Origin of the sequence: Sphingobacterium spiritivorum, assembly GCF_016725325.1 — a bacterium.
GTDB lineage: Bacteria > Bacteroidota > Bacteroidia > Sphingobacteriales > Sphingobacteriaceae > Sphingobacterium.
The window spans coordinates 3,503,557-3,528,640 of record NZ_CP068083.1 but is presented as its reverse complement, the minus strand read 5'-3'; the positions used below and the strand labels follow the sequence as shown (position 1 = coordinate 3,528,640).

The following is a 25,084-nucleotide window of genomic DNA, read 5'->3' as shown; positions in this document are numbered from 1 at the left end:
TCTACGATTTCATTAGTTTACTTAATATTCCATGTATACGTTTGCGGGCGCGATGTAAAATAACCTTCGCGTTAGACTCCGTCCATCCTGTAATCTGGCATACATCTTTTATGCTCTCCTCTTCCAGATAAAATAAGCGTAAAGCGAGACTTTCATTAACGGGTAAGAGCTGAAGTGCCTCCTCAATGAGTTGAGTCTGCTCTTTTTGCTCCAACTGCCAAAGTGCAGCTTCATCTGCCACAGACAATTCATCCTGTTCAGACAGAGGCACAAACTCTATCTTAAGCCGTCTCAGCTTAGCAAAAGCATGATTAACCACAATTCTGTAGAGCCAGCTGCTGAATTTAGATTTACCCTGAAAGGATTTCAAAGCATGGTAGCAGCTCACGAAAGCATCCTGAACAACCTCTTCCGCAACAATCTCATTCTTTACGATGCTGATTGCTACGGAAAAGGCCATATCCTTATATGTGGTCAGAAAGTATCTGAAAGCTTCCCGGTCTCCCGCCAATATTTTATCAATATAAACTTGATCCATCCGATTCTTTAAGATGGTCTTTTATCCAGATAATTTGCGACGATCATACCCGCTCCTCCGAAAATTCCTATTATAGCCACAGGAATTGCATCAGAATGAATTTCGACATTAGATTCATTAATAATTCCTACAATCAATAAGCCTACAGCTGAAGCCACAACCACTACGCCTACTTTTAGCCAGTTAGAACCTTTAAGTTTATTATTGTAAAAATCGCTCAGATCCATCCCTCGCTCGATCAGTGCCATACGTTCTTTATGTCTGGACAGCCAGTAGAAATACAGGGATAAAAATGTACTTAAGCAAAATGCTACGATTATAGTAGCTACCATTGTTTCCTTTTCCATAATTTTTATTGTCTTTGCTCATAAGATGCAACCCAAGCTCCAAAGGTTACATTTTTTTTATTTTTTATTCCTGCGTGCTTCATACATCTCATTATCTTTGGTTCGTATGTCAAAGCAAGACCCTCGGCTTATAGATTATCATTCGGATTACCATCACTATCTGATTACGGATATCGACATGGATCGAACGGACAGGTACAGCTATTTTCAGGAGATAGACGGCACGACGAATATAGGAATTCCGATTGAAGTAGAACAGCTATCAGTAAATGAAGCCAGATTTCGGATCCGGTTATCCGAGAACGAAGAAACGGTGCTACTGAAGTACTCAAAACCTGTATTATCTATATACTGTTCCTGCCCCGAAAAACAAGGTCTCTGCCGACACCAACAAGCAGTTTTTGCAACTTTTATCCGACAGGAAGAATGGCTGACATTCTTTTCTCCGAGCCGATATCAAAAACGTTTGTCTAAGGCAGCTTTAGCTTACGGTATAGAACAGGAGGATGCTCTGCAAGAATATTTTGAACTAAGATACATCAACAATTCTATTGAAGTAACAGTTCTTAATGACCACCTTATACCACTGGATAACATAGATTTATTTAATAAAGAAACATTAAATAAATCTGGCGATCCTACAGCTACCGGCCGATTGATTATGGTCATTCGAAAGCATAAATTCTACAAACATTTACAGATTCAGCTTTTTGAATCGGAGGTTACCAAAAACGGAAAACTTAAAAATCCGATCAAACCGGTAGATACATCAGAGCGTATCTGGAAATGCAAAGATATTACGGAAAGTAAATTCTTCACTGCTATTCGTTTATTAGAACAGAATACACAGGATGCCACAGACCCTAATCTTCCAAAAGCACTGGAGGCTGTTGTACATAATCCCTTTCAATTAGATGTATTTGTACACGATGCTTCTTTGTCGGAAAATATACTGGCATCCAGTCTAAATGCCGTATTGCTGAAACAGAGCCCTGTACAAAGCAAGCTCCGTATCAGCAAAAAAGGATCGTTTCTATCTGTAGAAGGGCATCTTCTTGTAGGAAGAGAGGAAATCGCGCTGAGCGATGTAAACTTACAGTTTGATTATTTTGCACAAGTCAAACATTCTCTTTACTTTATTCATGATAAGACAGTAAGATCTCTGATACAGGTGTTCAAAAACCGCAATAATGCCCTCTGGGTTCATGCGTCCAAGTTTGATTATTTCAGAACACAAATTCTGGATCCGCTTTCTGACCAGGTATCGATAAGCTATCCGGATATACCAAAAGCAAGCAAGAAACAACTGGATCAACATCTTTATTACACGGATACTGAAGCGATTATTTATCTGGATGAATCTCAGGAATATGTCACGCTCACGCCTGTCATGCGCTATGGTGATGTGGAAGTACCTGTACGATCCAAACGGAAGATCTTTGGCATCGATGAAGCGGGGAAAAGCTATGTCGTAGAGCGACAACAGGATCGGGAAACGGCACTTTCAGGTCTGCTGATCAGACAGCATCCCTACTTTGAAGAACAGCTGAACGAGTCTTTTCTGTATTTCTATCTTCACCGCAAACATTTCCTGAATGAGGACTGGTTTCTAAATGTATTTGAGGAATGGCACAATCAGGGTATTAAGGTTATTGGCTTTGACACTTTAAAAAACAACAGTATAAATCCTTTCAAAGCAACCATCAACATTGAGGTATTAAGCGGGATCAATTGGTTCAATGTGAATATCAATGTGAGTTTCGGAAGTAAAAAGGCATCTGCCAAAAATCTGGAAAAAGCTGTGCGTAACAAATCCAAATTTGTGGTACTGGATGATGGTACACATGGCATATTGCCGGAAGAATGGCTGGAAAAGTTTAAAGAATATTTTCAGGCGGGTGAGTGGAATGAAGAGGAACAACTTCAGATCGCCAAGTCAAATTTCTATGATATTGAACGTTTGTTTGATGTATCTCAAATACATAATTCAGCTAAACAAGAAATTGACCATTTAATAAATAAAGCTAAGAATTTCAAAGATTTAAACACTGTAAATACCTCTAAACATTTCAACGGAATATTACGCAACTATCAATTAGATGGATTGAAGTGGCTCAATTTTCTGGATGATTTCAATTTTGGCGGATGTCTGGCAGATGACATGGGATTAGGCAAGACCATTCAGATTATTGCTTTTGTTCTTTCGCAGCGGGATAAGGCCGATCACAACTGCAACCTGCTCGTCCTGCCCAAGACACTACTGTTTAACTGGCAGCACGAACTGGAAAAGTTTGCACCCAGTCTACCCTATTTACTATTAGATGGTACAGACCGCATCAGAAATACCGGTGATTTTGATCGGTATGAACTCATACTGATTTCTTATCACACCCTGCTAACGGATATCAACTATTTAAAGAAATTCAGATTTAATTATATATTTCTGGATGAATCTCAACAGATTAAAAATCCAAACTCTCAACGCTATAAGGCAGCCTGCCTTTTACAGTCACGTAACCGTATCGTGATGACGGGTACGCCGATTGAAAACAGCACTATGGATCTGTATGCGCAGTTATCATTTGCGTCACCAGGCTTACTTGGCAGCAAAAAGTATTTTAAAGACGTCTTTACCACCCCGATAGATGCATTCAGCGACCGTAAGCGCACAGAAATGCTCTATAACAAGATCAATCCTTTTATCCTGAGGAGAACAAAGGCTGAAGTTGCCAGAGAGCTTCCGGAAAAGAATGAACTGATCATCTACTGTGAGATGAAACCTGCTCAACGTCGCATCTACGATCTTTATGAAAAAGAATTCAGGGAATTCATCTCTGCAACGGAAGGTGATGAAATTCGCAAAAGTCCTATGTACGTTCTGAAAGGATTGACCAAACTGAGACAAATCTGTAATTCGACCAAATTGCTGAAAACTGAAGATTTAAGTACTGAAGATAATTCAGCTAAGATAGAAACACTTATAGAACAAATTGAAGACAATATTGCCTACCACAAGATTATTGTATTTTCTCAATTTGTAAGCATGCTGCAGCTTATTCAAAAAGCATTATCCTCAAAAGGCATAGGTGCTTCTATGCTGACAGGAAAGACAAAAAACAGAGAACAGGTCGTTCACAACTTTCAAGAGCAGGAAGATAACCGGGTACTTTTAATCTCGCTCAAAGCTGGTGGTACGGGACTCAATCTTACGGCAGCAAGCCTGGTATATCTGGTAGATCCGTGGTGGAATCCTGCAGTAGAGAATCAAGCCATAGATCGTGCATACCGGATAGGTCAGCAGCAAACGGTTACAGCTATTCGTCTTATCACGCCTGACACGGTGGAGGAAAAGATGATTAAAATGCAACAAAGCAAGAATGAACTGGCTGCTGCGCTGATCGGAAAAGAAGGAAATCCGCTATTACAAAACTTCACAAAAGAACAATTGCTCAGCTTGTTGCACTAACAAGCCTGCTTTGGCTTCCGAATATTTTACCTACATTTGCGTATAAAAACAGCCCTTACAATATGATCAAAGCAGTATTTTTTGATATCGACGGTACACTATTAAGTTTCAAAACACATCTCGTTCCTGAGTCTACCGAAAAAGCCATCCGTGAATTACAATCCAGAGGAATTAAAGTAATCATCTCTACGGGTAGGTCCATCAACAGCTTAGATCATATCAGATATCTCAATTTTGATGGCTTTATCACATTTAACGGGGGTTATTGTGTCACAAAAGATGATGAGGTACTGTTTAGAAAACCTATTCCACAGGAAGATATTGAATCTCTGCTCCGTTACGCTATGAATAATGAGCCTGTTAGCTTTTCGCTCATGTCCGAAAATGAAATTTCTATCTTCCATGTCACGCCGGATATACAAAAGATGTATGACCAGCTCAATCTGCCGGTACCTATGCAGAGGAGTTACGACAACTTTGATAAAGCAACTGTTTTACAGACCAATATTTTCATTCAACCGGAAGCAGAAGAAGACTTTATGCGTACTATAATGCCCAATTCTATAGCTTCCCGCTGGACACCTCTTTTTGCAGATGTCAATCCGGTGGGTCAAAGTAAAAAGGTTGGTATAGATGTATTTGTACAACATTTCGGACTTGAACTCCATGAAACTATGTCATTTGGGGATGGTGGCAATGATATTACCATGTTAGCACATACACAAATTGGTGTGGCTATGGGCAATGCAAATCCGGAAGTAAAGGCGATAGCAGATTACATTACGGATGACGTAGACAATAATGGAATCTGGAATGCACTGAAGCATTATAATATCATCTAAAGCTGTACCGTCAGCGTTGCTTTAAAAGTATTGCTGTTACTATTGAATAAGAGATCATGACGATCCGGATACAGAAATTGTAATCTTTCTCTGAACAGCCTTATAATATCTGTACTCTGCTGATCAGCAATACGGTGATTTACTCTGTTGCTGACTTCCATAATCAGCAGCTTCGACGATCCGGTTACTTTTATTTTAACCGGATACTTTTCCATAGATGTATAGCCATTATGAAAAGCATTCTGTACAAGTGGCATTAAAAGAAAGGGATAAATAATCGCCGATGTTTCTACATAATCAGACTTGAAGCTAACATACAATTCACTTGGTCTAATTTCCTGATAAACTAAGCAGTAATCATTCAGATATTCGATTTCTTTACTAACAGATAAAGGCTCAGAATGACTTCTGGATAAACTGGTTTGCTGAAGTTTTGCAAACCGGATTTGCCAGGATTCATTCCTGTTTTCCAAACATGCGGATGTCCACAAATCCAGAAGTTTCCGATCTACCTGACATTCTAAAAACGACAACTGATTTTCAAAAGTTGACTGCTCATTCCCATCAGCCGCCGTACGATTCCATAACTTATTAAAAATCGAAGTCATATGATCTGTTATTTTTTGTATGGTCAAAATTACTTATTTCTTTTAAAAGAATCCTCAAACAACTCCGGCACCGGATTTATTCCTATCTTTTTTTCTTAATATTTAGGCAAATAAGAAAATTTTAATTATTTTGAATAAAAGATCACACAAATCGTTATTATATTCAAACCATATTTTAGGACAAAATCGAATTAGACATGAATTTGAACTCCCGTTACGAAAGCATACTTGCTGAGACTGATGTTTCCACTTTGGAAAAATTTGAAACAGATTACACATTTTTACAGCATCCTGAAAACTGGTTCAAAGGCTTGGCTCTTTTAGAAAAAAGCATTGCTCACTTCGATCAGAAGAAAGAAGCTGTTGTCAAACTTTATGAAAATCTTTTTCATGATGGGCTGGATTTCCATTCTTCATACTCACTGAATGATGAAGATTACATTTTTTACTGGAACAAGATCAATGAGGTATTAAAAAATCTGGCGACTCTCTGGCCCGAAACGTATGCACAACTGGCATTTCAATATCAGGAAGCCCGCAGGAACTTTCAAAACAAAGCCAAAGTAGAAGAATACCTGCTGGCAGCTACTCATCACGGAGCAGCCATAGGAAAGCCTGTATATGCTTATTTCCTGTATTATGATTATCTGACGCGCCAGGATAAAGAAGAAGCTACCCGCATACTGGAAGAAGACAACAGCGAATGGGGCAAATTGTACCGTGGCTATATCTATCTGGATAAAAAAACATTTGACAGCATCCCTCCTCTTTTTGAGGAATTGCAGAAAAGTACGGATACCAAAATTGTTAAGAATGGCTATATTCTGGAGGCCTGTTACTATGAATGGCAGGGGAATCCGGAAAAAGCCAAAGAAGTATTCAAGTATTGCATGGAGAACTATTTTTCGGTCTATGCAATGACCCGATACGCTTTAATTAGCTATGATAATAACCCGGAAGAATCCATGAATCTGCTGGAAAAGGCTTCGGTAAGAGGAAATATCGAAGCCATGAATAATTTAGGGCACCTGGCATTTCCTAAGGAGCAGTCTCCAAAAGAAGAATATGAAAAATCATTAAAATGGTTTACTGTAGGTGAGCTGTATGGCAATGCATTTTCAACGTATCGTCTTGCATTGATATATCTTTATGTTGAAGCTTACAAAGATACAGTCAGAGGCCTTGAATATCTGGATCAGGCATGCGAGCAGAAGCTAGCGGATGCTTTGGTAGAGAAGGCTGAAATATATCTGGATGATCAAATCGTACCCAAAGATGTAATAAATGCCCGGTTATATTTTGAAAGAGCCACAGAAGCAAATCAAAACCCTTATGCTTATTACCGCCTTGGATATCTTTATGAACTTGGAATGACCGAAGCAGGTGCACCTGAACCGGATAAAGCCCTTCCTTACTATGAAAAAGCTGCTGAGCTGAATCATTTCTACGGAAACAGCAATGCAGGCCGGCTACACCGCTACGGCGTAGGAACTGAAGTTGACAATGAAAAAGCTAAAACATACTTTGAAAAAGGATTGGAGCAGGGTAATCCCTACTGTATAACCGAGCTTGCTTTCATGTATGAAGATGGCACACTTGAAAAAGATTACGGGAAAGCTTTTGAACTATTCACTTTAGCTTCAGAAAGCAATGGTGGTTATGGATACGCCTGCTACATAAGGGGTCAGTATCTGGAATTTGGTTACCATACAAACGGTGAGACGGACCAGCAAGAGGCTGTGCGCATGTATGAAAAAGGTGCTGAATTGCAGGAAATCAACTGTATTTACGAAATGGCGCGCTGTTACCGCTACGGAATTATACATGAACAGAATCCGGATCTTGCTGTTTCATACTTTCAGAAAGCTGCTGAAGCGGGACTTCCTAAAGGTATGGTGGAATTGGCGATGTGTTACGATTATGAATTTGGAGTCAGTTTTGATGCTCAGAAAACATTCGATCTTATGAAGGTAGCTGCAGAAATGAACTATCCGTTTGCGCAATACAAGACCGGATCTTATCTGATGCATGGTAGTCTGGGCGAACCTATACTGGCTGACACAGAACAGGCACTTATATGGCTCAATAAAGCTAAAGAAAACAATCAGCCTTATGCTTTCCTTGAATTGGGAGATTATTATTTATATGATTATGATCAGCTCAATGAATACGAAAAAGCCTTGCAGCTCTATCTGGAAGCTTATAACACGTATGAAGTCATATCTGATGGACTGGGTATCTGTTATGAATACGGACTTGGCACTGAGGCTAATGCTTCGGAAGCATTTAAGTATTATGAAATAGCGGCCAATAAGAATAATAAAAATGCGATGTACAGACTTGGTAAATGCTATTTAAGTGGTACAGGTACCCGTAAAAATGAAAGTCAGGCCTATCATTGGTTTGCTACAGCTGCCAATTATGGCGATATCCCATCCCAGTTTAATGCAGGTTTATTACTGCTGAAAGGCTCAGGAGTTGCTGTAAACAAAGAAGAAGGTATAAAACTTATTCGTCAGGCAGCAGAACAAAATCATGCTGCAGCACAATTTGAACTGGGAAATTGTTACCTGATGGGTGACGGTGTGGAAGAAAGCGAACAGCAGACGATGTACTGGTATGAACTGGCCGCAGAAAATGGTCACGAGAAAGCCGAAAAAATAGTGAGAAAGTCAAAAAGATAATTCATGGAAAAAAAAGAGTCATATATTTTCCAGGTCAATCTGAAAGGGATGATTTCTCTCCTTTCAGAGCACCTGTACAGTAATCCGAATACTTTTGTACGTGAATTACTACAGAATGCAGTAGATGCAATCACAGCATTTCAAAATCTGGACGAATCGCATCAGGGAAAGATCACGGTCCATCTAGAAGACAAAAAGATGATATTCGAAGATAACGGAATCGGACTGACTGAAGCCGAAATTCATAAGTTTATTGCCGTTATCGGAGAGAGTTCCAAAAGAGACAGCATCGATGCGCAGGATTTTATCGGAAAATTTGGTATCGGCCTCCTTTCTTGTTTTGTGGTCAGCAATGAGATCGTTCTGGAAACGCGTTCAGCAATGAGTGAACAGGCAATTCGCTGGACCGGACACGCAAACGGAACATATGAGATTGAACATATCACAGAACCCCGGGCCATTGGAACACGTGTCATGCTGACGCCAAAGAAGGAATGGATCCATCTTTTTGCTTTTTCTTCTCTGGAACAGAATCTCACCTACTACGGCGATCTGCTCCCCATCCCCATCACCTGTATAGAAGGAGATCAGGAATTACTTATCAATCCTGCGGCCGGAAAATGGATGGAACATGATATCAGTAAAGAAGAATTGCTCGAAATCGGAAAAAAAACCTTTCACACCAACTTTATTGATGCTTTCCGTATTGAAGCTCCATCCGGAGGAGTAAAGGCTATAGCCTATATCCTACCCCATAAAGCACAATTTTCAAACCGTCAGCAACACAAACTGTATCTCAAAAGGATGTTTTTGAGTGATGACGACTGCAGACTGTTACCGCGATGGGCATTTTTCATCCGTTGTATTATCAACAGTAATCAGTTGCAGGCCACAGCTTCACGGGAATCATTAATGGCTAATGAGAACCTGAAAGCGACACAAAAAGAAATAGCGGAAGCTATCAAAGACTACCTGCGGAATATACGGACAATAGACAATAAAGTGTACAACGGTCTGATCAACACCCACTATCTGCATATCAAAGCGATAGCCGCAGAAGATAATGATATGCTTCGTGTGTTTCTGGATGACCTGCCTTTTGAGACGAATAAAGGATTCCGAAACTTTAAAAACATCAAAAATTATCAGGATTGCATCTATTATACACCCAATATTGATGACTTCAAACAAATGCGCAGAATTGCAGAATCACAGGGAATACTGGTGATCAATGCAGCATATACATTTGAGGAAGAGTTACTAAAAAAGGCACAATACATTGATACAGCTATTCAGGTAAAGGAAATTACACCACAAGATATCATGGCGCGCTTCCGGGATTTATCTCCCGAGCAGGAAATAGAATATGTAACCTTTATCGATAAGGCTAATGATGTGCTGAAACCTCAAAACTGTGAAGTGCTGATCAAAGCGTACGCACCTGAGGATATTCCGGCACTTTATATCACCGGTACAGATACGATCAAGTCATCATCTGTGAAAAAATCAGCGGCAAATCCTCTTAATGATATCTTAGGTTCATTCGCTGCCAAAAAGAATGAAAACAAACCCTTATTATGTCTCAACGGAAATAATAAACTGATCGGCAACCTGCTTTCCCTGAAAGACGATTATATGATCCGTTCTATTGTTCATATCTTATATGTACAGTCATTGCTTCTGGGTAAATATCCTGTCAGCGACACCGAGATGACACTATTCAACGAAGCCATTAATGACATGTTGGTCATGGGCATTGACAATTTTTTAAATATTTAGCAGACAACAACATGATCTATACATTAGAAATACAAAAACTCTTAAATAAAGCATCTTATCTGGATGATAAAAATAAAGATAAGATCAAATATTTTCTACAGGCCATACAACTGGCGGATGATAATCAGGATATTGAATGGGCATATGAACTGCGCATGCAGTTGATGGATATTGAATGGGAGCACACTGACCGCAAGAACTTTCTTCCAACATTCAGCTGGTTGCTAAATGCGTATGATGCTTCTCCTGATGAGTATGATGTCGAAGAACTCCTCTGGAAATACAAATGGATCATCAGCGAAGTGCAGTCTAACCCTGAAATCAGTCTTGCTCATATGGATAATATTATGGACGATTTCAAAAGAAGATCTGAACTTGAAGGATATAATCTCAGAGCCTATCACTCCAAATTATTGCATGAAGCAGCAGAACAGATGGATGTAGAAAAGAGTCGTTATCTGCAAAGCCAGATCAACCTTTTCCCCCGGGATGGTATCAGCGATTGTCAGGCATGTGAACTGGACAGCGAAGTGCTGACCTTACTGCAGGCTAATAATTTTGAAGAGGGGCTGAATAAAGCGCAACCTATCCTCCAGGAACAATATACCTGCGCCCGTGTTCCACTTGTAACCCGAGTGAATATTGCCTACCACGCTTTGATAAATGGCCAGCATGATATTGCACAGCAATACTTAGACCGGGTAATACAGGAATTGTCTGAACGGGAAGAAGACACCTATCTGATTAGTTCATTGGGAGATTTTATGCCGGTCATCTTTGCATTAAAACCCGAATCAGCCTGGAATTATGTCGAACAATTCATTCCATGGACATTGGATACAGATAAAAGCACAAGGTTTTTCTTTGCCAGAGGAATGGCTGAAGCATTAGCTCAACAGCAAGGTAATGAGACTATCAGCCTGAATATTCCACCGTCACACGCATTATACAGTGCGGAAAACACCTATACAGTGGATGATATTTATACTTACTATCTGGATAAAGCAAAGTTATTGGCAAAGCAATTTGACCTTCGCAATGAGAATAACAATTTCACTAATCAGATAAAAACAAGATAATACAAAAATGGCCCTGCAAAATTGCAGGGCCATTTTTGTATATACATTTACAAATATCTTACTCCAAACCGCTGACACCGCCGGAAACAACAAGTTTCATCGCATCTGTAGCAGACATATTCAATTTTTCTACTTTATCAGCCTTAACGATTACAACCTGACCGGCAAAAGAATAGGAATAAGGAAAGTAAACGATAACATCATCCGGAAGATTGAGCTTGCTCAGATCATGCTGCGTTAGAAATCCGATTTTCTTAAGCCCCATATCATTGACCGTAACCAATACCGGCTCATTGAATTTCTTGGCATCCCCGACAAAGGCTTCTGTGAAGTCCTTGATAGAGGAATATAAGGTGTTAAATAAAGGTATACGGTTAATCTGACGTGTAATCCACTGCTTAATCGGATCTGTCACAAAATTTGTGAATATAACACCTGCCAGAACTAAAATCAATATAACAGTTAAGATTCCGATACCTGGAATATACAAGGGATGGCCACTTTCATCCTCTAAGAAATGTTCAGTCAGATTCAATGTGGAATCTACAGATGCTACAATCCAGACAATCAGAAAAATTGCTCCTGCTAAAGGAACCATGACCAAGGTACCCTTGATCAGATAGTTTAAAAATCCTCTAAAAATTTTTGAAAACATGGCGTATTATACCCTAAAAAATGATTTACAAAGATGCAAAATCATCAGCGCATTATTCGTAAAAATAAACTCTTTTTACCCGTTGTGAAATATTGACCAACAATTCATATGGAATCGTACCTATACTTTTTGCAGCCTTTGAAATATCCGGAAACACAATAACTTCATCTTCTTCACTTACCCCGGTGTCCGTAACATCCAGCATACACATATCCATACAGATATCCCCTACTGTCGGAACCAGAACTCCATTGATCATCATCTTCCCTACTCCGTTACCAAACCGACGGTCATATCCATCTGCATAGCCGATCTTGATCGTTGCGATTTTACTGTCCCGACGTAATACGCCATGGCGGTTATAGCCGACTGTCTCCGATGCAGAGATATGCTTAATCTGTGTTACATTGGTCTTCAATATACCTACTGTCTGCAGGTTGAGATCCGTTCTGCTTGCCTCAACACCATACATCCCTATCCCTAAACGCACCATATCAAAATAAGCAGACGGCCAAAGCTCAATACCTGAAGTAGCTGCTATATGACGCAAAAAGCGGTATCCTAATTTATCCTGCAGTTTTTCCGTAAACTGATCCAACTTTCGGATCTGCTCAGTTGTGAAAGCATTATCCTCTGGATTAGCAGCTGAGGCAAGATGAGAGAATGCCGATTGCACTCTGACCACATCCTGTTTATTCAAGATATCAATCAGGGCATCTGCTTCGTCCGGCATAAAACCCAACCTGTGCATACCGGTATCTACCTTGATATGAATAGGAAAATTCTTTAAACCTTTGATTTTAACGAATGAAATGAAGGCATTGAGAATACGAAAACTATAGATTTCGGGTTCAAGATTATTATGCACTACGGATTCAAAAGCATTTTCATCCGGACTCATGACAACAATAGGCAATGTAATTCCTGCATTACGTAATTCCACACCTTCATCCGCATAGGCTACGGTAAGATAATCTACCTTATTAAACTGCAAGAGATTCGCAATTTCGAAACTGCCGCTTCCATAAGAAAAGGCCTTAACCATAGCCATTATTTTCACATCTTTGGGTACCAGACCACGATACACATTCAGATTATGCTCCAAAGCATTCAGATTAATCTCTAAGACTGTATCATGAGATTTTGCAACTAAAAGCTTACTGATGTCCTCAAAATGGAACTCACGTGCTCCTTTCAGTAATATAGTAGCATCCCGAAATTCCATCTCTTTAAGATTAGCAATAAAATCTGCTGTAGATACATAGCATTGAGAAGGTACCGCTAATTCTTCAGCGTATTGTTTCAGTACAGGTCCTATTAAGATCAGTTGAGTCAGATTACGGTCTGCAACCAGACGCTTGAGCTTGTTGAGATTTTTTTCATCCGTCAGGGTGACACCCGGAATATCGGATAAGATCAATATACTATTCGCATGCTGATGCTGTTGATTTAAAAAATCCAAAGCAATCTGCAGGGATACCAGATCATTGCTGTAGGAATCATCTATGACCGATGTATTATTTTTGCCGTTCTTCAATTCCAGACGCATCTCAACCGGCAACAGATTCTTGATCCGCTCAGCTATTAAAGCCGTATCGTAACCGAAACGCAACATCACCGCTACACATGTAATGGCATTTTCCATAGCGGCACTGTCGGTAAACGGAACTGAAATACCAAATGTCTTTCCTCCGTGGTATAATGTTACATATGTTTGTCCGTTCTCCGGTTTACGGATAGAATAGACTTCCAGTTGATTATCTTCCTCTTCTCCCCAGGAAAGTTTCCGCGGTTTATAGGGTATCTGCACAGCCTCCAGATATCTGGCCGGATAAATAAACGTCTCCGCATCTTTAAATAAGCGGAGCTTTTCTTCTGTTTTCTCCAGTTTAGAGGCAAATCCTTCCTGATGAGCAATACCGATATTGGTCAACACACCGTAAGTTGGCTTAATCATAGCTTCCAAACGATCCATTTCACCCACATGACTAATACCTGCTTCGATAATAGCCAGATTATATTGATTGGAAAGATCCCAAAGAGATAAGGCTACACCCAGTTGAGAATTGTAACTCTTAGGACTTCTGTAGATTTTATATTCCGGAGACATCAGCTGAAATAACCATTCCTTGACTATAGTTTTCCCGTTACTACCTGTAATACCAATGACTGGTCCCTGAAATTGTGATCTGTTATATTGCGCCAATGACTGCAGGGCTGTCCATGAATTTTCAACCCAAAGGATATTCGCATCAGGCATCTGTACTTCCTGCTCGGTATCCTTTTCCAGAATAAAATTACGTACGCCTTTATGATAAGCATCCTGAATATAAAGATGTCCGTCCTGACGTCCGGTAAAGGCAAAGAAAATACCTAATTTTTCATGTGCAATCTTTCTACTGTCATATAGCAGGTAATGAATGCTTACTTTAGTATCGGCTAAATAAGATCTGCGGGGTTTTATAATATCCTGAATCTCTGAAATCGTGTACATATTACCTCTCTTTTGGTAGATCAAAGATTGCCATTTTTTCCATAAGTTGGGTATTTTTTTAATTTTTGTAAGATGCAGGACGATGAAAAGAAAAAGAAGATACTGACAGCAGCACAGGCGAAGCTAAAAGCGGAGAGCTATTGTGCTTATCAGGAGCGTGCACAACAGGAAGTAAGAGACAAACTCTATGATTGGGGTCTGCATCAGGAGGATGTAGAGAATATTATTGTCGAGCTTATTTCGGACAATTTCCTCAATGAAGAGCGGTTTGCCCTGGCCTATGCTTCGGGCAAATTCAGAATGAAAGGTTGGGGAAAAATAAAAATCAAACAGGGTCTTACTTTCAAAAAAGTATCACCTCCTCTAATCAAACAGGCTTTAGCATCTATTGATTACGATGAATACCTTTCCCGCCTTGCAAATATCCTGCAAAAGAAAGCAGCTTCTCTAAAAGAGAGCGATCCCTATATCCGTAAAAACAAGTTGGCTCAATATGCTTCGGGAAGAGGTTATGAAAGCACAGAAATATGGGATATCCTAAAAGAAAACATAGATTGACGGTAATATGGATCATATCCTTCAAAAATAAACTTAACTTAAAATCTATGTTACGTGGATATAAACATATTTAGTATTTTCGCACGTTATTTTTTAGAAGAAGTAAATTAAGGAATATGCAGTTAACGAAGTTGGAGATAAAGGGGTTTAAAAGTTTTGGAGACAAAATAACAATCAACTTTAATGATGGTGTGACCGCTATTGTAGGCCCTAACGGTTGCGGAAAATCCAATGTGGTAGATGCTATCCGTTGGGTAATGGGTGAACAAAGTACAAGGGCGCTGCGTTCGGAAAAGATGGAAAACATTATTTTCAACGGTACTAAAAACCGTAAGCCTGCGAATCTGGCCGAAGTATCTCTCACCTTTAATAATACAAAGAATATTCTTCCTACAGAGTTCTCAACGGTGAATATTACCCGAAAACTGTATCGAAACGGAGAAAGTGAATATAGACTGAATGATGTAAAATGTCGTTTAAAAGACATCACGGATCTTTTTCTGGATACAGGTCTTGGTGCTGATACGTATTCCATCATTGAACTGAAAATGATTGATGAGATCATCAATAATAAAGATAATTCCCGCCGGAATCTGTTTGAAGAAGCCTCCGGTATATCCAAGTATAAGGTGCGCAAAAAGCAAACGCTTTCTAAACTGAAGGAAACAGAAAATGATCTTAGCCGCGTGGATGACCTTTTGTTTGAGATTGGCAAGAATCTGAAGAGTCTTGAAAATCAGGCAAAGAAAGCGGATAAATATTTCCGTCTCAAAGATGAGTATAAAGATGCCAGTGTAAGTCTGGCTTATTTTAAACTTGCAGATTTCAGTCAGGACCTGGAAAAGCTGGAAGAACAGGAAACTGCACAACAGGAAGTAATCCAGCAAAATCAATCCCAGATCGGGCTCCAGGAAACAGAACTGCAAGAAAAGAAAAAGGATATTCTTGCTAAAGAGAAAAATCTGTCCGTGCAACAAAAGAGTACGCACGAATATATCAATAAGATAAGAGCATACGAATCTGAGAAAAAGATCAAAAATGAGCAGATGCGTCATTTGCAGGAAAAAGAAACGAGGCTCAGTACCGAACTGGCAAATGATAAACAACAGCTCAATCATGCGTTCTATAATATTAAGAGACTCAATGAGGAACTCTTTGAGGAACAATCTAAATTTGACAGCATCAAAACGGATCTGGATTCAAACAAGACCGAAGTAGAAGAGCTGAGGGTACAGCAACAGTCTGCTAAAGCGAAACTAGATAGTTTTCAAAAAGAAAGAGCCGAGATTCAAAGCCGGATCTATCAGCTGGAAAAAGATATCGCCGTACTCAATATACAAAAAGATGCTCTTCAGCAGGAATCGCTGCGCAATGTCAGTGATACTGCTTCTAAAGAAACAGAATTAAATCAATTTAATATCGCTGTTGCAGATCTTGAAGGTCGGGTAGATTCTCAGCAACAACAATACGAATCCGCTATACAGTCAGAAAGCGAACTACAGCTACAAATCACTGCTACGGAGTCCGAATTACAGTCTGTAAAGGATGAACTCAACAGACAAAGTCGTATAGCGGATGCTAAACAAAACGAATACAATCTAACGAAGTCACTGGTTGACAATCTGGAAGGATTTCCCGAATCCATCCGTTTTTTACGCAAAAGTGCAGGTTGGAAAAAGCAGTTTCCGCTATTCTCTGATATTCTTTTTTGTAAAGAAGACTATCGTGTCGCAGTAGAGAATTACCTGGAGCCTATTATGAATCATTATGTAGTAGATTCTCAACAGGATGCAGTACACGCCATCCAACTATTGAGTGATGCTTCGAGAGGTAGAGCTAACTTTTTTGTTTTGGACGCGATCACGTCACATCCTAACGCTGCACCTGTTATTCAGGATGAAAAACTGATCCGGGCTCTGGATGTGATCACCGTAGAAGAAAAGTACAGAACGTTGTGTGAGATTTTACTACAACATGTTTTTATTCTGAAACACGGAGAGTCTGCCGATCTGGAAACACAGCTTCCAAAGGATGATACTATCATACTACACAAAGAGGGACGATTTGCAAAAAACAGATTAGGGCTTATGGGTGGTTCCGTAGGTTTATTTGAAGGAAAGAGAATCGGAAGAGCCAAAAACCTTGAAAATCTGGCAAAAGAGATCAAAACTTTGAACCAACAGATCGTAGAATTGCAAGACCGTGAAGTAGAACAGTCCGGTAAACTGGTATCGCTCAAAAACAATTCACAACGGGAAACTATAGATGAGTTGCGCCACCAGCTTAACCGTCTCAACAATGAACTGATATCCGTCAAAACCAAACAGGAACAGTATCAGACATTTATTACCAACAGTCATAATCGCAAGCAGGATATTGAAGATAAGATCACGACCATTACCAATGATCTGTTGACAGCAGATCCTACCCTGCAGGATCTGAAGATAGAGAACCAGAAGAGAGATCTGGAAGTACAGGATTTGCAGGAAAACTTTAATGAAATATCGGAGATCCTGACTGAAAAATCAGCTGTTTTCAATCAACAGAATATTCATTTTCATCAGCAACAGAATAAAGTATCGGGTATTCAGAAAGATCTGGAATACAGAGATGTTCAGAAAGAAACATTTGAAGTCCGTATAGAAAAGAATACTATTGAATACGAACAGGTACAACAAAGTATAAAAGATACCCTCCAGCACGTAGATCATAATGATGAGGATCTGCTGGCTATGTATGCTCAGAAAGAGTCACTGGAAAAAGGGTTACAGGAAATAGAAGAAGATTTCTATGCCTCACGCAAAATCATCAATGATCTGGAAGAAGCAATAGCACAGTCGCGCAAATCAAAAGAGCTTACCGATATGCTGATCGGTGAGATTAAAGATAAAAAGACCAAATTACAGATCGATCTGAATGCCCTTCGGGAACGTCTTTCTGTAGAATTCAATATTGACCTCAAAGACCTTCTGGAAACTGAACCTCCGGAAACAAGCCTGTCGCAACAAGCATTGCAGATGACATGCGAAAAGATCAAGAAGCAACTGGATGAGTACGGAACAATCAATCCTATGGCCAAAGAAGCCTATGATGAAATGAATGAGCGATCGGAATTCATTACGAAAGAAAAGTCTGATCTGCTGGAAGCTAAAAATTCGTTAATGGCGACTATCAAAGAGATTGATGATTCTGCCAAAGATAAATTTATGACAGCATTTACTATGATCCGTGAAAACTTTATCCGTGTATTCCGTTCTTTATTTAATGAAGAAGACAGTTGTGACCTGACTCTTTCTGATCCAGACAATCCACTGGAGTCTGATATAGACATTATTGCACGTCCTAAAGGAAAGCGTCCGCTTTCTATCAATCAGTTGTCCGGAGGAGAGAAGACATTAACTTCTACCGCACTGTTATTCTCCCTGTATCTGCTCAAGCCTGCGCCTTTCTGTATATTCGACGAGGTAGATGCACCGCTTGATGATACCAATATTGATAAATTCAACAATATTATCCGTGAATTCTCTAACGATTCACAATTTATTGTCGTATCGCACAACAAGCGTACAATAGCAAGTACAGATGTCATCTACGGTGTGACGATGGTAGAACAAGGAATATCCAGAGTAGTTGCTGTCGACCTGAGGGATGTCGCTTAAAAATAAATCTTCACTCCGCATGTTCTACAAATATGCGGGGTGAAGATTTTCTACATCAGGACCTGATTATTACTATCCTTCTCTTATTTCAATAGCCGTACGTCGTACAGATCTTTCCTTCTGTCCTTCATAATCTTGACGGTACCATATTCATGCAGATCCCGCAACGCATATAAGTCCACATCCGCGATCAGCACCATTTCAGCATTTGGAGTTGCTTCTGCTTTGATGGCATTATTGGGGAAAGCAAAATCTGACGGCGTAAATACAGCCGATTGAGAGTATTGAATATCCATATTATTGACACGAGGCAGATTCCCTACTGAACCCGCAATAGCCACATAACATTCATTTTCTATAGCACGGGCCTGAGCACAGGTACGTACACGGATATACCCGTTCTGCGTATCTGTCATAAACGGAACAAACAAAATCTGCATACCCTGATCCGCCAGTATCCGGCTCAACTCCGGAAACTCTACATCATAGCAGATCAATAACCCGATCTTACCGCAATCTGTGTCAAATACTTTGACTTCATTCCCTCCTATCATTCCGTAATATTTAGATTCATTCGGAGTAATATGGATCTTGCGATAGGAGTCTACTTTACCACTCCGGTGACAGAGATAGGAAACATTATACAGTTTATTATTCTCATAGACAGGCATAGATCCGGCTATAATATTCACGTTATAAGATACTGCGAATTGCTGTATACGATCTACAATATCATTAGTGAGCTCGGCCAGCCTTTTCATTGCTGTCCGTTCAGGAAGATCATTAAACGGACTCATCAATGGTGTATTGAAAAATTCGGGAAACATAATAAAATCTGCTCCATAGTCACTGACCGTATCGACGAAGAACTCAATCTGATCATAAAAAGCCTCCACATTATCAAAGAGGCGCATCTGCCATTGTATTAATCCAAGACGAATAGTTTGTTTGGATGTAGAAATAGAGCGGGAATCAGGTTCGTAGTAAATGTTATTCCATTCCAGTAATACCGCAAATTCCATAGAATCCATATCTTCAGGCAGATAGTTTTTCAGAATCTTCTTGACGTGGAAATCATTGGACAACTGAAACGTTAACGTCGGATCATAGATCTCTTTACGTTTTACCTTCTCAATATAGACACGAGGACTCATCTTTTCTGAATAATTATGGTAGTTAGGGATACGCCCTCCTGCTACAATACTTTTGAGATTGAGTTGTTCACACAATTCTTTACGGGAGTCATAAAGTCTTCGTCCCAGACGCAATGCACGGTGATCCGGATGCACAAAAACTTCTATACCGTATAAAGTATCTCCTTCATGTGTGTGTTTACTGAATTTTCCATCATCAATAATGTCGTAGTAACTATCGTAGATATTATTCTTTTTTGAATTAAGGATAATGGATAAAGCACAAGCGACAACATGACCATCAACCTCCACACACAACTGCCCCTCCGGAAACAAATCAATCAGATCAACGATATTCTCCCGGCTCCAGACTTCTCCCATACCCTGATAGGCTTCTTCCATGGAGTTTCTCAAATCTCTATAGTCCTTTTTGGTCAAAGGTCTTACCTGTATATCCATATATATTATTTTTTAAAATTTAATGTAAGTGAAAAGTTAAGATCAGCGATCATACATCATTCAAACAAAAAATAATGCCAACTGTTATCCTAACTTAGTATTTTTTTGAAATTAATCAACTAATTTTCACGAAAGAAAGTCTGAATATCCTGATATAGTGACCGGTACGTGTAGTTTAAAACAGATGGAAGGATAGGTCTGTTTTACAAGCAATTGCTGCCTTTATGCGGAATAAGCGCATAAAGGCAGCAAGAGATTTTTAATTATGCTTCTCCTTTTGGAGTTCCAAAATTAAGTGGCAATGTATTATCGTTGGCTTTAATAGGTCCGTTTTGCGCTTCAAAACGGTTAATATTATCTTGCAAAGCACCTAAAAGTCTTTTAGCATGTTCGGGAGTCAAAATAATTCTGGATTTGACCTTTGCCTTTGGTACACCGGGCATGATACGAACAAAATCCACAACAAACTCTGTAGATGAATGCGTAATAATAGCCAGATTGGAGTATACTCCTTCTGCTGTATCTTCCGTCAGTTCAATACTTAATTCCTGATTCTCCTGATTGTTATTTTCCATTCTTATTGTAATATGTTTAGGGTTTTATAATATAGTCTTATTATTAACTTTGGAATGTTCTGAAATCCTGTCCTTCTTCTATCGCCAGTACAGTTTCATAGATCAGCCTGATTACATTATCTACATCTTCTTTATGAATCATCTCTACTGTAGTATGCATATAACGCAGCGGTAAAGAAATCAATGCAGAAGGTACACCACCGTTAGAGTACGCAAAGGCATCCGTATCCGTACCTGTATATCTGGAGGACGCTTGTCTTTGAAACGGAATCTGATTCTGCTCCGCAACCTTGACTAACAGTTTATTCAGATTGATCTGCACTGCAGGTGCATAGGACAATACTGGTCCGCTACCACAAGCCAGGTCTCCCTGTGTAATCTTATTGATCATAGGTGTTTGTGTATCGTGGGTTACATCGGTCACAATAGCAACATGAGGTTTGATATAATCTGCAATCATTTCTGCTCCGCGAAGGCCAATTTCTTCCTGCACAGAGTTAACGATATAAAGACCAAAAGGCAATTTTTTCTTATTTTCCTTCAGCAAACGCGCTACCTCGGTGATCATGAATCCACCCGCACGGTTGTCCAGTGCGCGTCCTACATAATACCGGTCATTGAGGATCATAAATTCATCCTCATAAGTAACTACTGAACCTACGTGAATACCCAACTCCTCCACTTCTTCTTTGCTGGTACAGCCACAATCCAGAAAAATATTTTTGAGAGTAGGCGCTTCTTCCTTTTCTCCCGAACGGGTATGAATAGCCGGCCATCCGAAAACAGCTTTTACGGTTCCTTTATCTGTATGGATATTTACACGTTTGGAAGGTGCAATCTGATGATCTGAACCTCCGTTACGGATAACATAGATCAAACCATCTTTGGTAATGTAGTTTACAAACCAGGAAATCTCATCTGCATGTGCTTCTATAACTACTTTATAAGGCGCATCCGGATTGATAATTCCAACAGCAGTACCATAATTATCAATATAAGTCTTATCCACATACGGTTTCAGATAATCCAGCCACATGCGCTGACCTTCCCACTCAAAACCTGTTGGTGAAGGATTATTTATGTATTTTTCAAAAAAAGAAAGCGACTCTTTCGTCACTATCGGTGTATGTTTTTTTTCTGTTTTTTCACTTTTCTTAGCCATATTCAATTAATGATTTCAGATATTTTTACTTATACAGTAACGTCAGGGCAAAGTTAAAAAAGATAATCTGAAGTTTTCGGAATGGAAACCTGTATTCTGTTTCAATCGTATTCAAAAACAAGGATTATAATCTGCATCTTCTTCCCTGACAGCACAGTATAATACACTCTGCCGGGATGAGAATGTAAAATAATCAAAAATTCAGAATAATACGTTCTTTTCCCCAATTCTTTACGGAAAGAATAATTCTATGGATGCAGCGATCAGTTGTGTGTCCTGTTTTTAATGATGAAGATGTATTGAAAATATTACCCGTGAATCTGAAGTAAGTTTTAACTTACACAGAATAACCCTACTACAACAGAATAAGATAACACGTATTGCACTACGGTTTTCGTCTGCCTTAAAACATTTGGACAAAGCCTTTTAAAAAGGTAGAGAAATACTATCTTTACAGCATCAAAATAGTTCATAACAAATGGAAAATCTTTTCAATATAATCTACTGGGATATTCATCCTGAAATATTTAAGATCGGTTCTTTTGGATTACGTTATTATGCACTGTGCTGGCTGGCAGCATTTGCCATATCGTATGTCCTGATGTTGAAGATCTTCAAAAGAGAAGGCAAAACACAGGAGCAGCTGGATCAGTTAAGTATTTATATTTTCTTAGGAACATTAATCGGTGCCCGCTTGGGACATTGTCTGTTTTATGAGTTTGATTACTACAAAGATCATATTATGGAGATTTTCCTTCCTTTCCGCTGGGATGCAAATGGCAATTTCCAGCTGACAGGTTTTGCAGGTTTAGCCAGTCATGGCGCTGCTGTAGGGATATTGACATCAATCTATCTGTTTGCCAGAAAAACAAAAATCAATTTTATGTGGGTGGCAGATCGTCTTGTGATTGTAGTGCCAATAGCCGGTGCTTTTGTAAGACTTGGTAACTTCTTCAACTCTGAAATGATTGGCCCGCCTACAGATCTTCCCTGGGGCGTGGTATTCAAAAACATTGACAATATTCCCCGTCACCCGGGCCAACTGTATGAAGCATTGGCTTATGTAATTATTTTTATTGTGATGTGGTACCTTTACAATAAGAAAAGCATTCTCAAATCCGGATATATGTTCGGTATATTTCTGGTATTATTATTCGGTGCCCGTTTTGTTCTGGAATACTTCAAAATTGATCAGGAAGATTTCGAAAAGAACATGTTATTTAATATGGGACAGATCCTGAGTATTCCATTTATTCTTGCGGGTTTTTATCTGATCTTCCGAAAACCAAAAGAAGGTCAATCCAAATAATCATAAAAGCCCTTTTTAGCAAAAAAGGGCTTTTTTATTTTTAATATATATGCACAATTTCAGTAAATTCAAACGAAGTACTATTATTTTTATTCTGGGTCTGTTATCGGCAATCGGCCCGTTCTCTATCGATATGTATCTGCCGGCTTTTAAAACCATAGCATCGGATTTTGACACTTCTGTAGATCGCGTACAACTTTCCCTTTCTTCATTTTTTATAGGTATTGCTATTGGTCAGCTCGTATACGGACCTCTTCTTGACAAATTCGGACGTAAGAAACCACTGATTGTGGGAATCAGTCTGTATGTTTTCGCATCCATAATGTGTATTTTTTCCACTAATATTGAACAGCTGATTGTCTTCCGTTTTATACAGGCGCTAGGCAGCTGCTCTGGTATGGTCGCTTCACGGGCAATGGTGAGAGACTATTTCGGACCGCAGGAGTCTGCAAAGATATTCAGCATGCTGATGCTAATAGTAGGCATCTCTCCTATTCTGGCACCCAGTGTAGGGGCGTTTGTCATGTCACACTTTGAATGGCATATGATCTTTACCATTCTGACTGTCATGGCGACCCTTATTTTAATCAGCGTTATTTTCTTATTACCCGAATCATTTGCCGGAAATAAAAATCTTTCTTTAGCACCAAAACAGGTAACGCTTAACTTTTGGACGGTTTGTAAAAATCCTCAATTTTTGAGCTTTTGTCTCGTCAGTGCACTTACTGCATCGGCATTATACGCCTATCTGGCCGGATCACCATTTGTCATGCAGGAACTATACGGACTTACAGAATCAGAATACGGAATCGTATTTGCGATAATAGCCTCTGCACTTATACTGGCTACCCAGATCAATCGGATTGCGCTCAACAGATGGTCAAGCAGTGACATCTCTAAATTTGCATCACGCCTACAGGTGAGTATTTCCGCATTATTTATTGTTGTAACGTTAGGTGGCTGGATTACTCTTCCTACCATGGTTGGATTTATTTTTCTAATTCTTCTGGCTCAGGGATTTATTTTCCCGAATACGTCCGCATTAGCACTAGCACCATTCAAAGAACTTGCCGGAAGCGCTTCTGCATTATTGGGTTGCTTTCAAATGGGTATTGGAGCACTGGCTTCCGGAGCGGTGAGTATATTACATAACAATACTGCGCTGCCCATGGTTATCGTTATGTCTGCATGCTCGTTTTTAGGGCTTATTATATACTTATATCTGCCGAAATTACTAAAACCAGCAACTGAATAATACCAAAACGGGCTGTTCTGATAATCAGAACAGCCCGTTTCATTATGTTATTTATATTACGCCTGGATCAGTCCCTCAATAGCTAAACGATAGCCGTCCAATCCAAATCCACAAATTACACCTTTGCAGTTCTTGGCCAAATATGATTTATGCCGAAATTCTTCGCGGGCGTATACATTGGAAATATGTACCTCTATAACTGCTGTCTTTACAGCTGCAATGGCATCTCCTATAGCAACAGAAGTATGGGTATATGCACCCGCATTTAACACAATCCCATCGATATCAAAGCCTACTTCATGAATTTTGTCAATAATTGTCCCTTCTGAATTGCTCTGAAAATAGTTCAGCTCCAGTTCCGGAAACCTTTGTTTCAATGTCTCAAAATATGACTTAAAATCCTGATCTCCGTAAATACTCTTTTCCCTCACACCTAAGAGATTAAGATTCGGACCGTTGATTATTAATATTTTTTTCATGTG

At 39.5% G+C, this 25,084-nt stretch carries 18 protein-coding genes; 9 read left to right on the top strand and 9 right to left on the bottom strand.

Features of this window, described 5'->3' with window-relative positions; genetic code table 11:
- Position 1: 1 nt before the first annotated feature.
- Positions 2 to 538, bottom strand: a complete 537-nt coding sequence (locus tag I6J02_RS14825; protein WP_201678626.1) for an RNA polymerase sigma factor — start codon at positions 536 to 538, stop codon at positions 2 to 4.
- An 8-nt stretch (positions 539 to 546) separates the two neighbouring features.
- Entirely contained in the window at positions 547 to 885 is a 339-nt protein-coding gene (locus I6J02_RS14820; RefSeq protein WP_201678625.1) for a DUF6249 domain-containing protein, read from the bottom strand.
- 106 nt (positions 886 to 991) lie between these two features.
- Between I6J02_RS14820 and I6J02_RS14815 the strand changes: the two genes are divergently transcribed.
- Positions 992 to 4,351, top strand: a complete 3,360-nt coding sequence (locus tag I6J02_RS14815; protein ID WP_201678624.1) for a DEAD/DEAH box helicase — start codon at positions 992 to 994, stop codon at positions 4,349 to 4,351.
- A gap of 62 nt (positions 4,352 to 4,413) precedes the next feature.
- The gene (locus I6J02_RS14810; RefSeq protein WP_201678623.1) at positions 4,414 to 5,193 is read left to right on the top strand and encodes a Cof-type HAD-IIB family hydrolase; all 780 of its coding nucleotides are present in this window, start codon (positions 4,414 to 4,416) and stop codon (positions 5,191 to 5,193) included.
- On the opposite strand, the gene I6J02_RS14805 is transcribed toward I6J02_RS14810, so the two are convergent.
- Positions 5,190 to 5,801 carry a histidine kinase gene (locus tag I6J02_RS14805; protein WP_201678622.1) on the bottom strand — a complete coding sequence of 204 codons (612 nt, stop codon included), beginning with the start codon at positions 5,799 to 5,801 and terminating at the stop codon, positions 5,190 to 5,192. The two genes, I6J02_RS14810 and I6J02_RS14805, sit on opposite strands and share 4 nt — an antisense overlap.
- Positions 5,802 to 5,998: 197 nt before the next feature.
- Between I6J02_RS14805 and I6J02_RS14800 the strand changes: the two genes are divergently transcribed.
- The 3 genes from I6J02_RS14800 to I6J02_RS14790 are packed head-to-tail and all read left to right on the top strand — an operon-like array spanning position 5,999 to position 11,343.
- Positions 5,999 to 8,485 (top strand): SEL1-like repeat protein, encoded by a 2,487-nt coding sequence (locus I6J02_RS14800; protein ID WP_201678621.1) that lies wholly within the window; start codon positions 5,999 to 6,001, stop codon positions 8,483 to 8,485.
- A 3-nt stretch (positions 8,486 to 8,488) separates the two neighbouring features.
- Entirely contained in the window at positions 8,489 to 10,264 is a 1,776-nt protein-coding gene (locus I6J02_RS14795) for an HSP90 family protein (RefSeq protein ID WP_201678620.1), read from the top strand.
- Positions 10,265 to 10,275: 11 nt separating this feature from the next.
- The gene (locus I6J02_RS14790; RefSeq protein WP_201678619.1) at positions 10,276 to 11,343 is read left to right on the top strand and encodes a hypothetical protein; all 1,068 of its coding nucleotides are present in this window, start codon (positions 10,276 to 10,278) and stop codon (positions 11,341 to 11,343) included.
- Between the two features lie 58 nt (positions 11,344 to 11,401).
- On the opposite strand, the gene I6J02_RS14785 is transcribed toward I6J02_RS14790, so the two are convergent.
- A complete protein-coding gene (locus I6J02_RS14785; protein ID WP_003001351.1) occupies positions 11,402 to 11,998 on the bottom strand; it encodes a DUF502 domain-containing protein in 597 nt (198 codons plus the stop codon).
- Positions 11,999 to 12,050: 52 nt separating this feature from the next.
- Positions 12,051 to 14,492: a bifunctional UDP-N-acetylmuramoyl-tripeptide:D-alanyl-D-alanine ligase/alanine racemase gene (locus I6J02_RS14780; protein ID WP_201678618.1), complete on the bottom strand. Its 2,442-nt coding sequence runs from the start codon at positions 14,490 to 14,492 to the stop codon at positions 12,051 to 12,053.
- Between the two features lie 72 nt (positions 14,493 to 14,564).
- Between I6J02_RS14780 and I6J02_RS14775 the strand changes: the two genes are divergently transcribed.
- On the top strand, positions 14,565 to 15,050 hold the full coding sequence (locus tag I6J02_RS14775; RefSeq protein ID WP_201678617.1) for a regulatory protein RecX: 486 nt from the start codon (positions 14,565 to 14,567) through the stop codon (positions 15,048 to 15,050).
- A gap of 116 nt (positions 15,051 to 15,166) precedes the next feature.
- Positions 15,167 to 18,709, top strand: a complete 3,543-nt coding sequence (gene smc / locus I6J02_RS14770) for a chromosome segregation protein SMC (RefSeq protein WP_201678616.1) — start codon at positions 15,167 to 15,169, stop codon at positions 18,707 to 18,709.
- Positions 18,710 to 18,792: 83 nt separating this feature from the next.
- Here the strand turns inward: smc and I6J02_RS14765 are convergent, their stop codons facing one another.
- The 3 genes from I6J02_RS14765 to I6J02_RS14755 form a co-directional block, all read right to left on the bottom strand.
- A complete protein-coding gene (locus I6J02_RS14765) occupies positions 18,793 to 20,301 on the bottom strand; it encodes a carbon-nitrogen hydrolase family protein (protein ID WP_201678615.1) in 1,509 nt (502 codons plus the stop codon).
- Between the two features lie 263 nt (positions 20,302 to 20,564).
- Positions 20,565 to 20,876 carry a DUF3467 domain-containing protein gene (locus I6J02_RS14760; protein WP_201678614.1) on the bottom strand — a complete coding sequence of 104 codons (312 nt, stop codon included), beginning with the start codon at positions 20,874 to 20,876 and terminating at the stop codon, positions 20,565 to 20,567.
- Between the two features lie 43 nt (positions 20,877 to 20,919).
- Positions 20,920 to 22,038, bottom strand: a complete 1,119-nt coding sequence (locus I6J02_RS14755; protein WP_201678613.1) for a M42 family metallopeptidase — start codon at positions 22,036 to 22,038, stop codon at positions 20,920 to 20,922.
- Between the two features lie 478 nt (positions 22,039 to 22,516).
- On the opposite strand from I6J02_RS14755, the gene lgt reads away from it, so the two are divergent.
- Complete coding sequence (gene lgt, locus I6J02_RS14750; RefSeq protein ID WP_201678612.1) at positions 22,517 to 23,347, top strand: prolipoprotein diacylglyceryl transferase; 831 nt, start codon at positions 22,517 to 22,519, stop codon at positions 23,345 to 23,347.
- Between the two features lie 49 nt (positions 23,348 to 23,396).
- Complete coding sequence (locus tag I6J02_RS14745) at positions 23,397 to 24,602, top strand: multidrug effflux MFS transporter (protein ID WP_201678611.1); 1,206 nt, start codon at positions 23,397 to 23,399, stop codon at positions 24,600 to 24,602.
- Positions 24,603 to 24,658: 56 nt separating this feature from the next.
- Here I6J02_RS14745 and aroQ read toward each other — a convergent pair whose 3' ends face one another.
- The gene (gene aroQ / locus I6J02_RS14740; protein ID WP_201678610.1) at positions 24,659 to 25,081 is read right to left on the bottom strand and encodes a type II 3-dehydroquinate dehydratase; all 423 of its coding nucleotides are present in this window, start codon (positions 25,079 to 25,081) and stop codon (positions 24,659 to 24,661) included.
- Between the last annotated feature and the right edge of the window lie 3 nt (positions 25,082 to 25,084).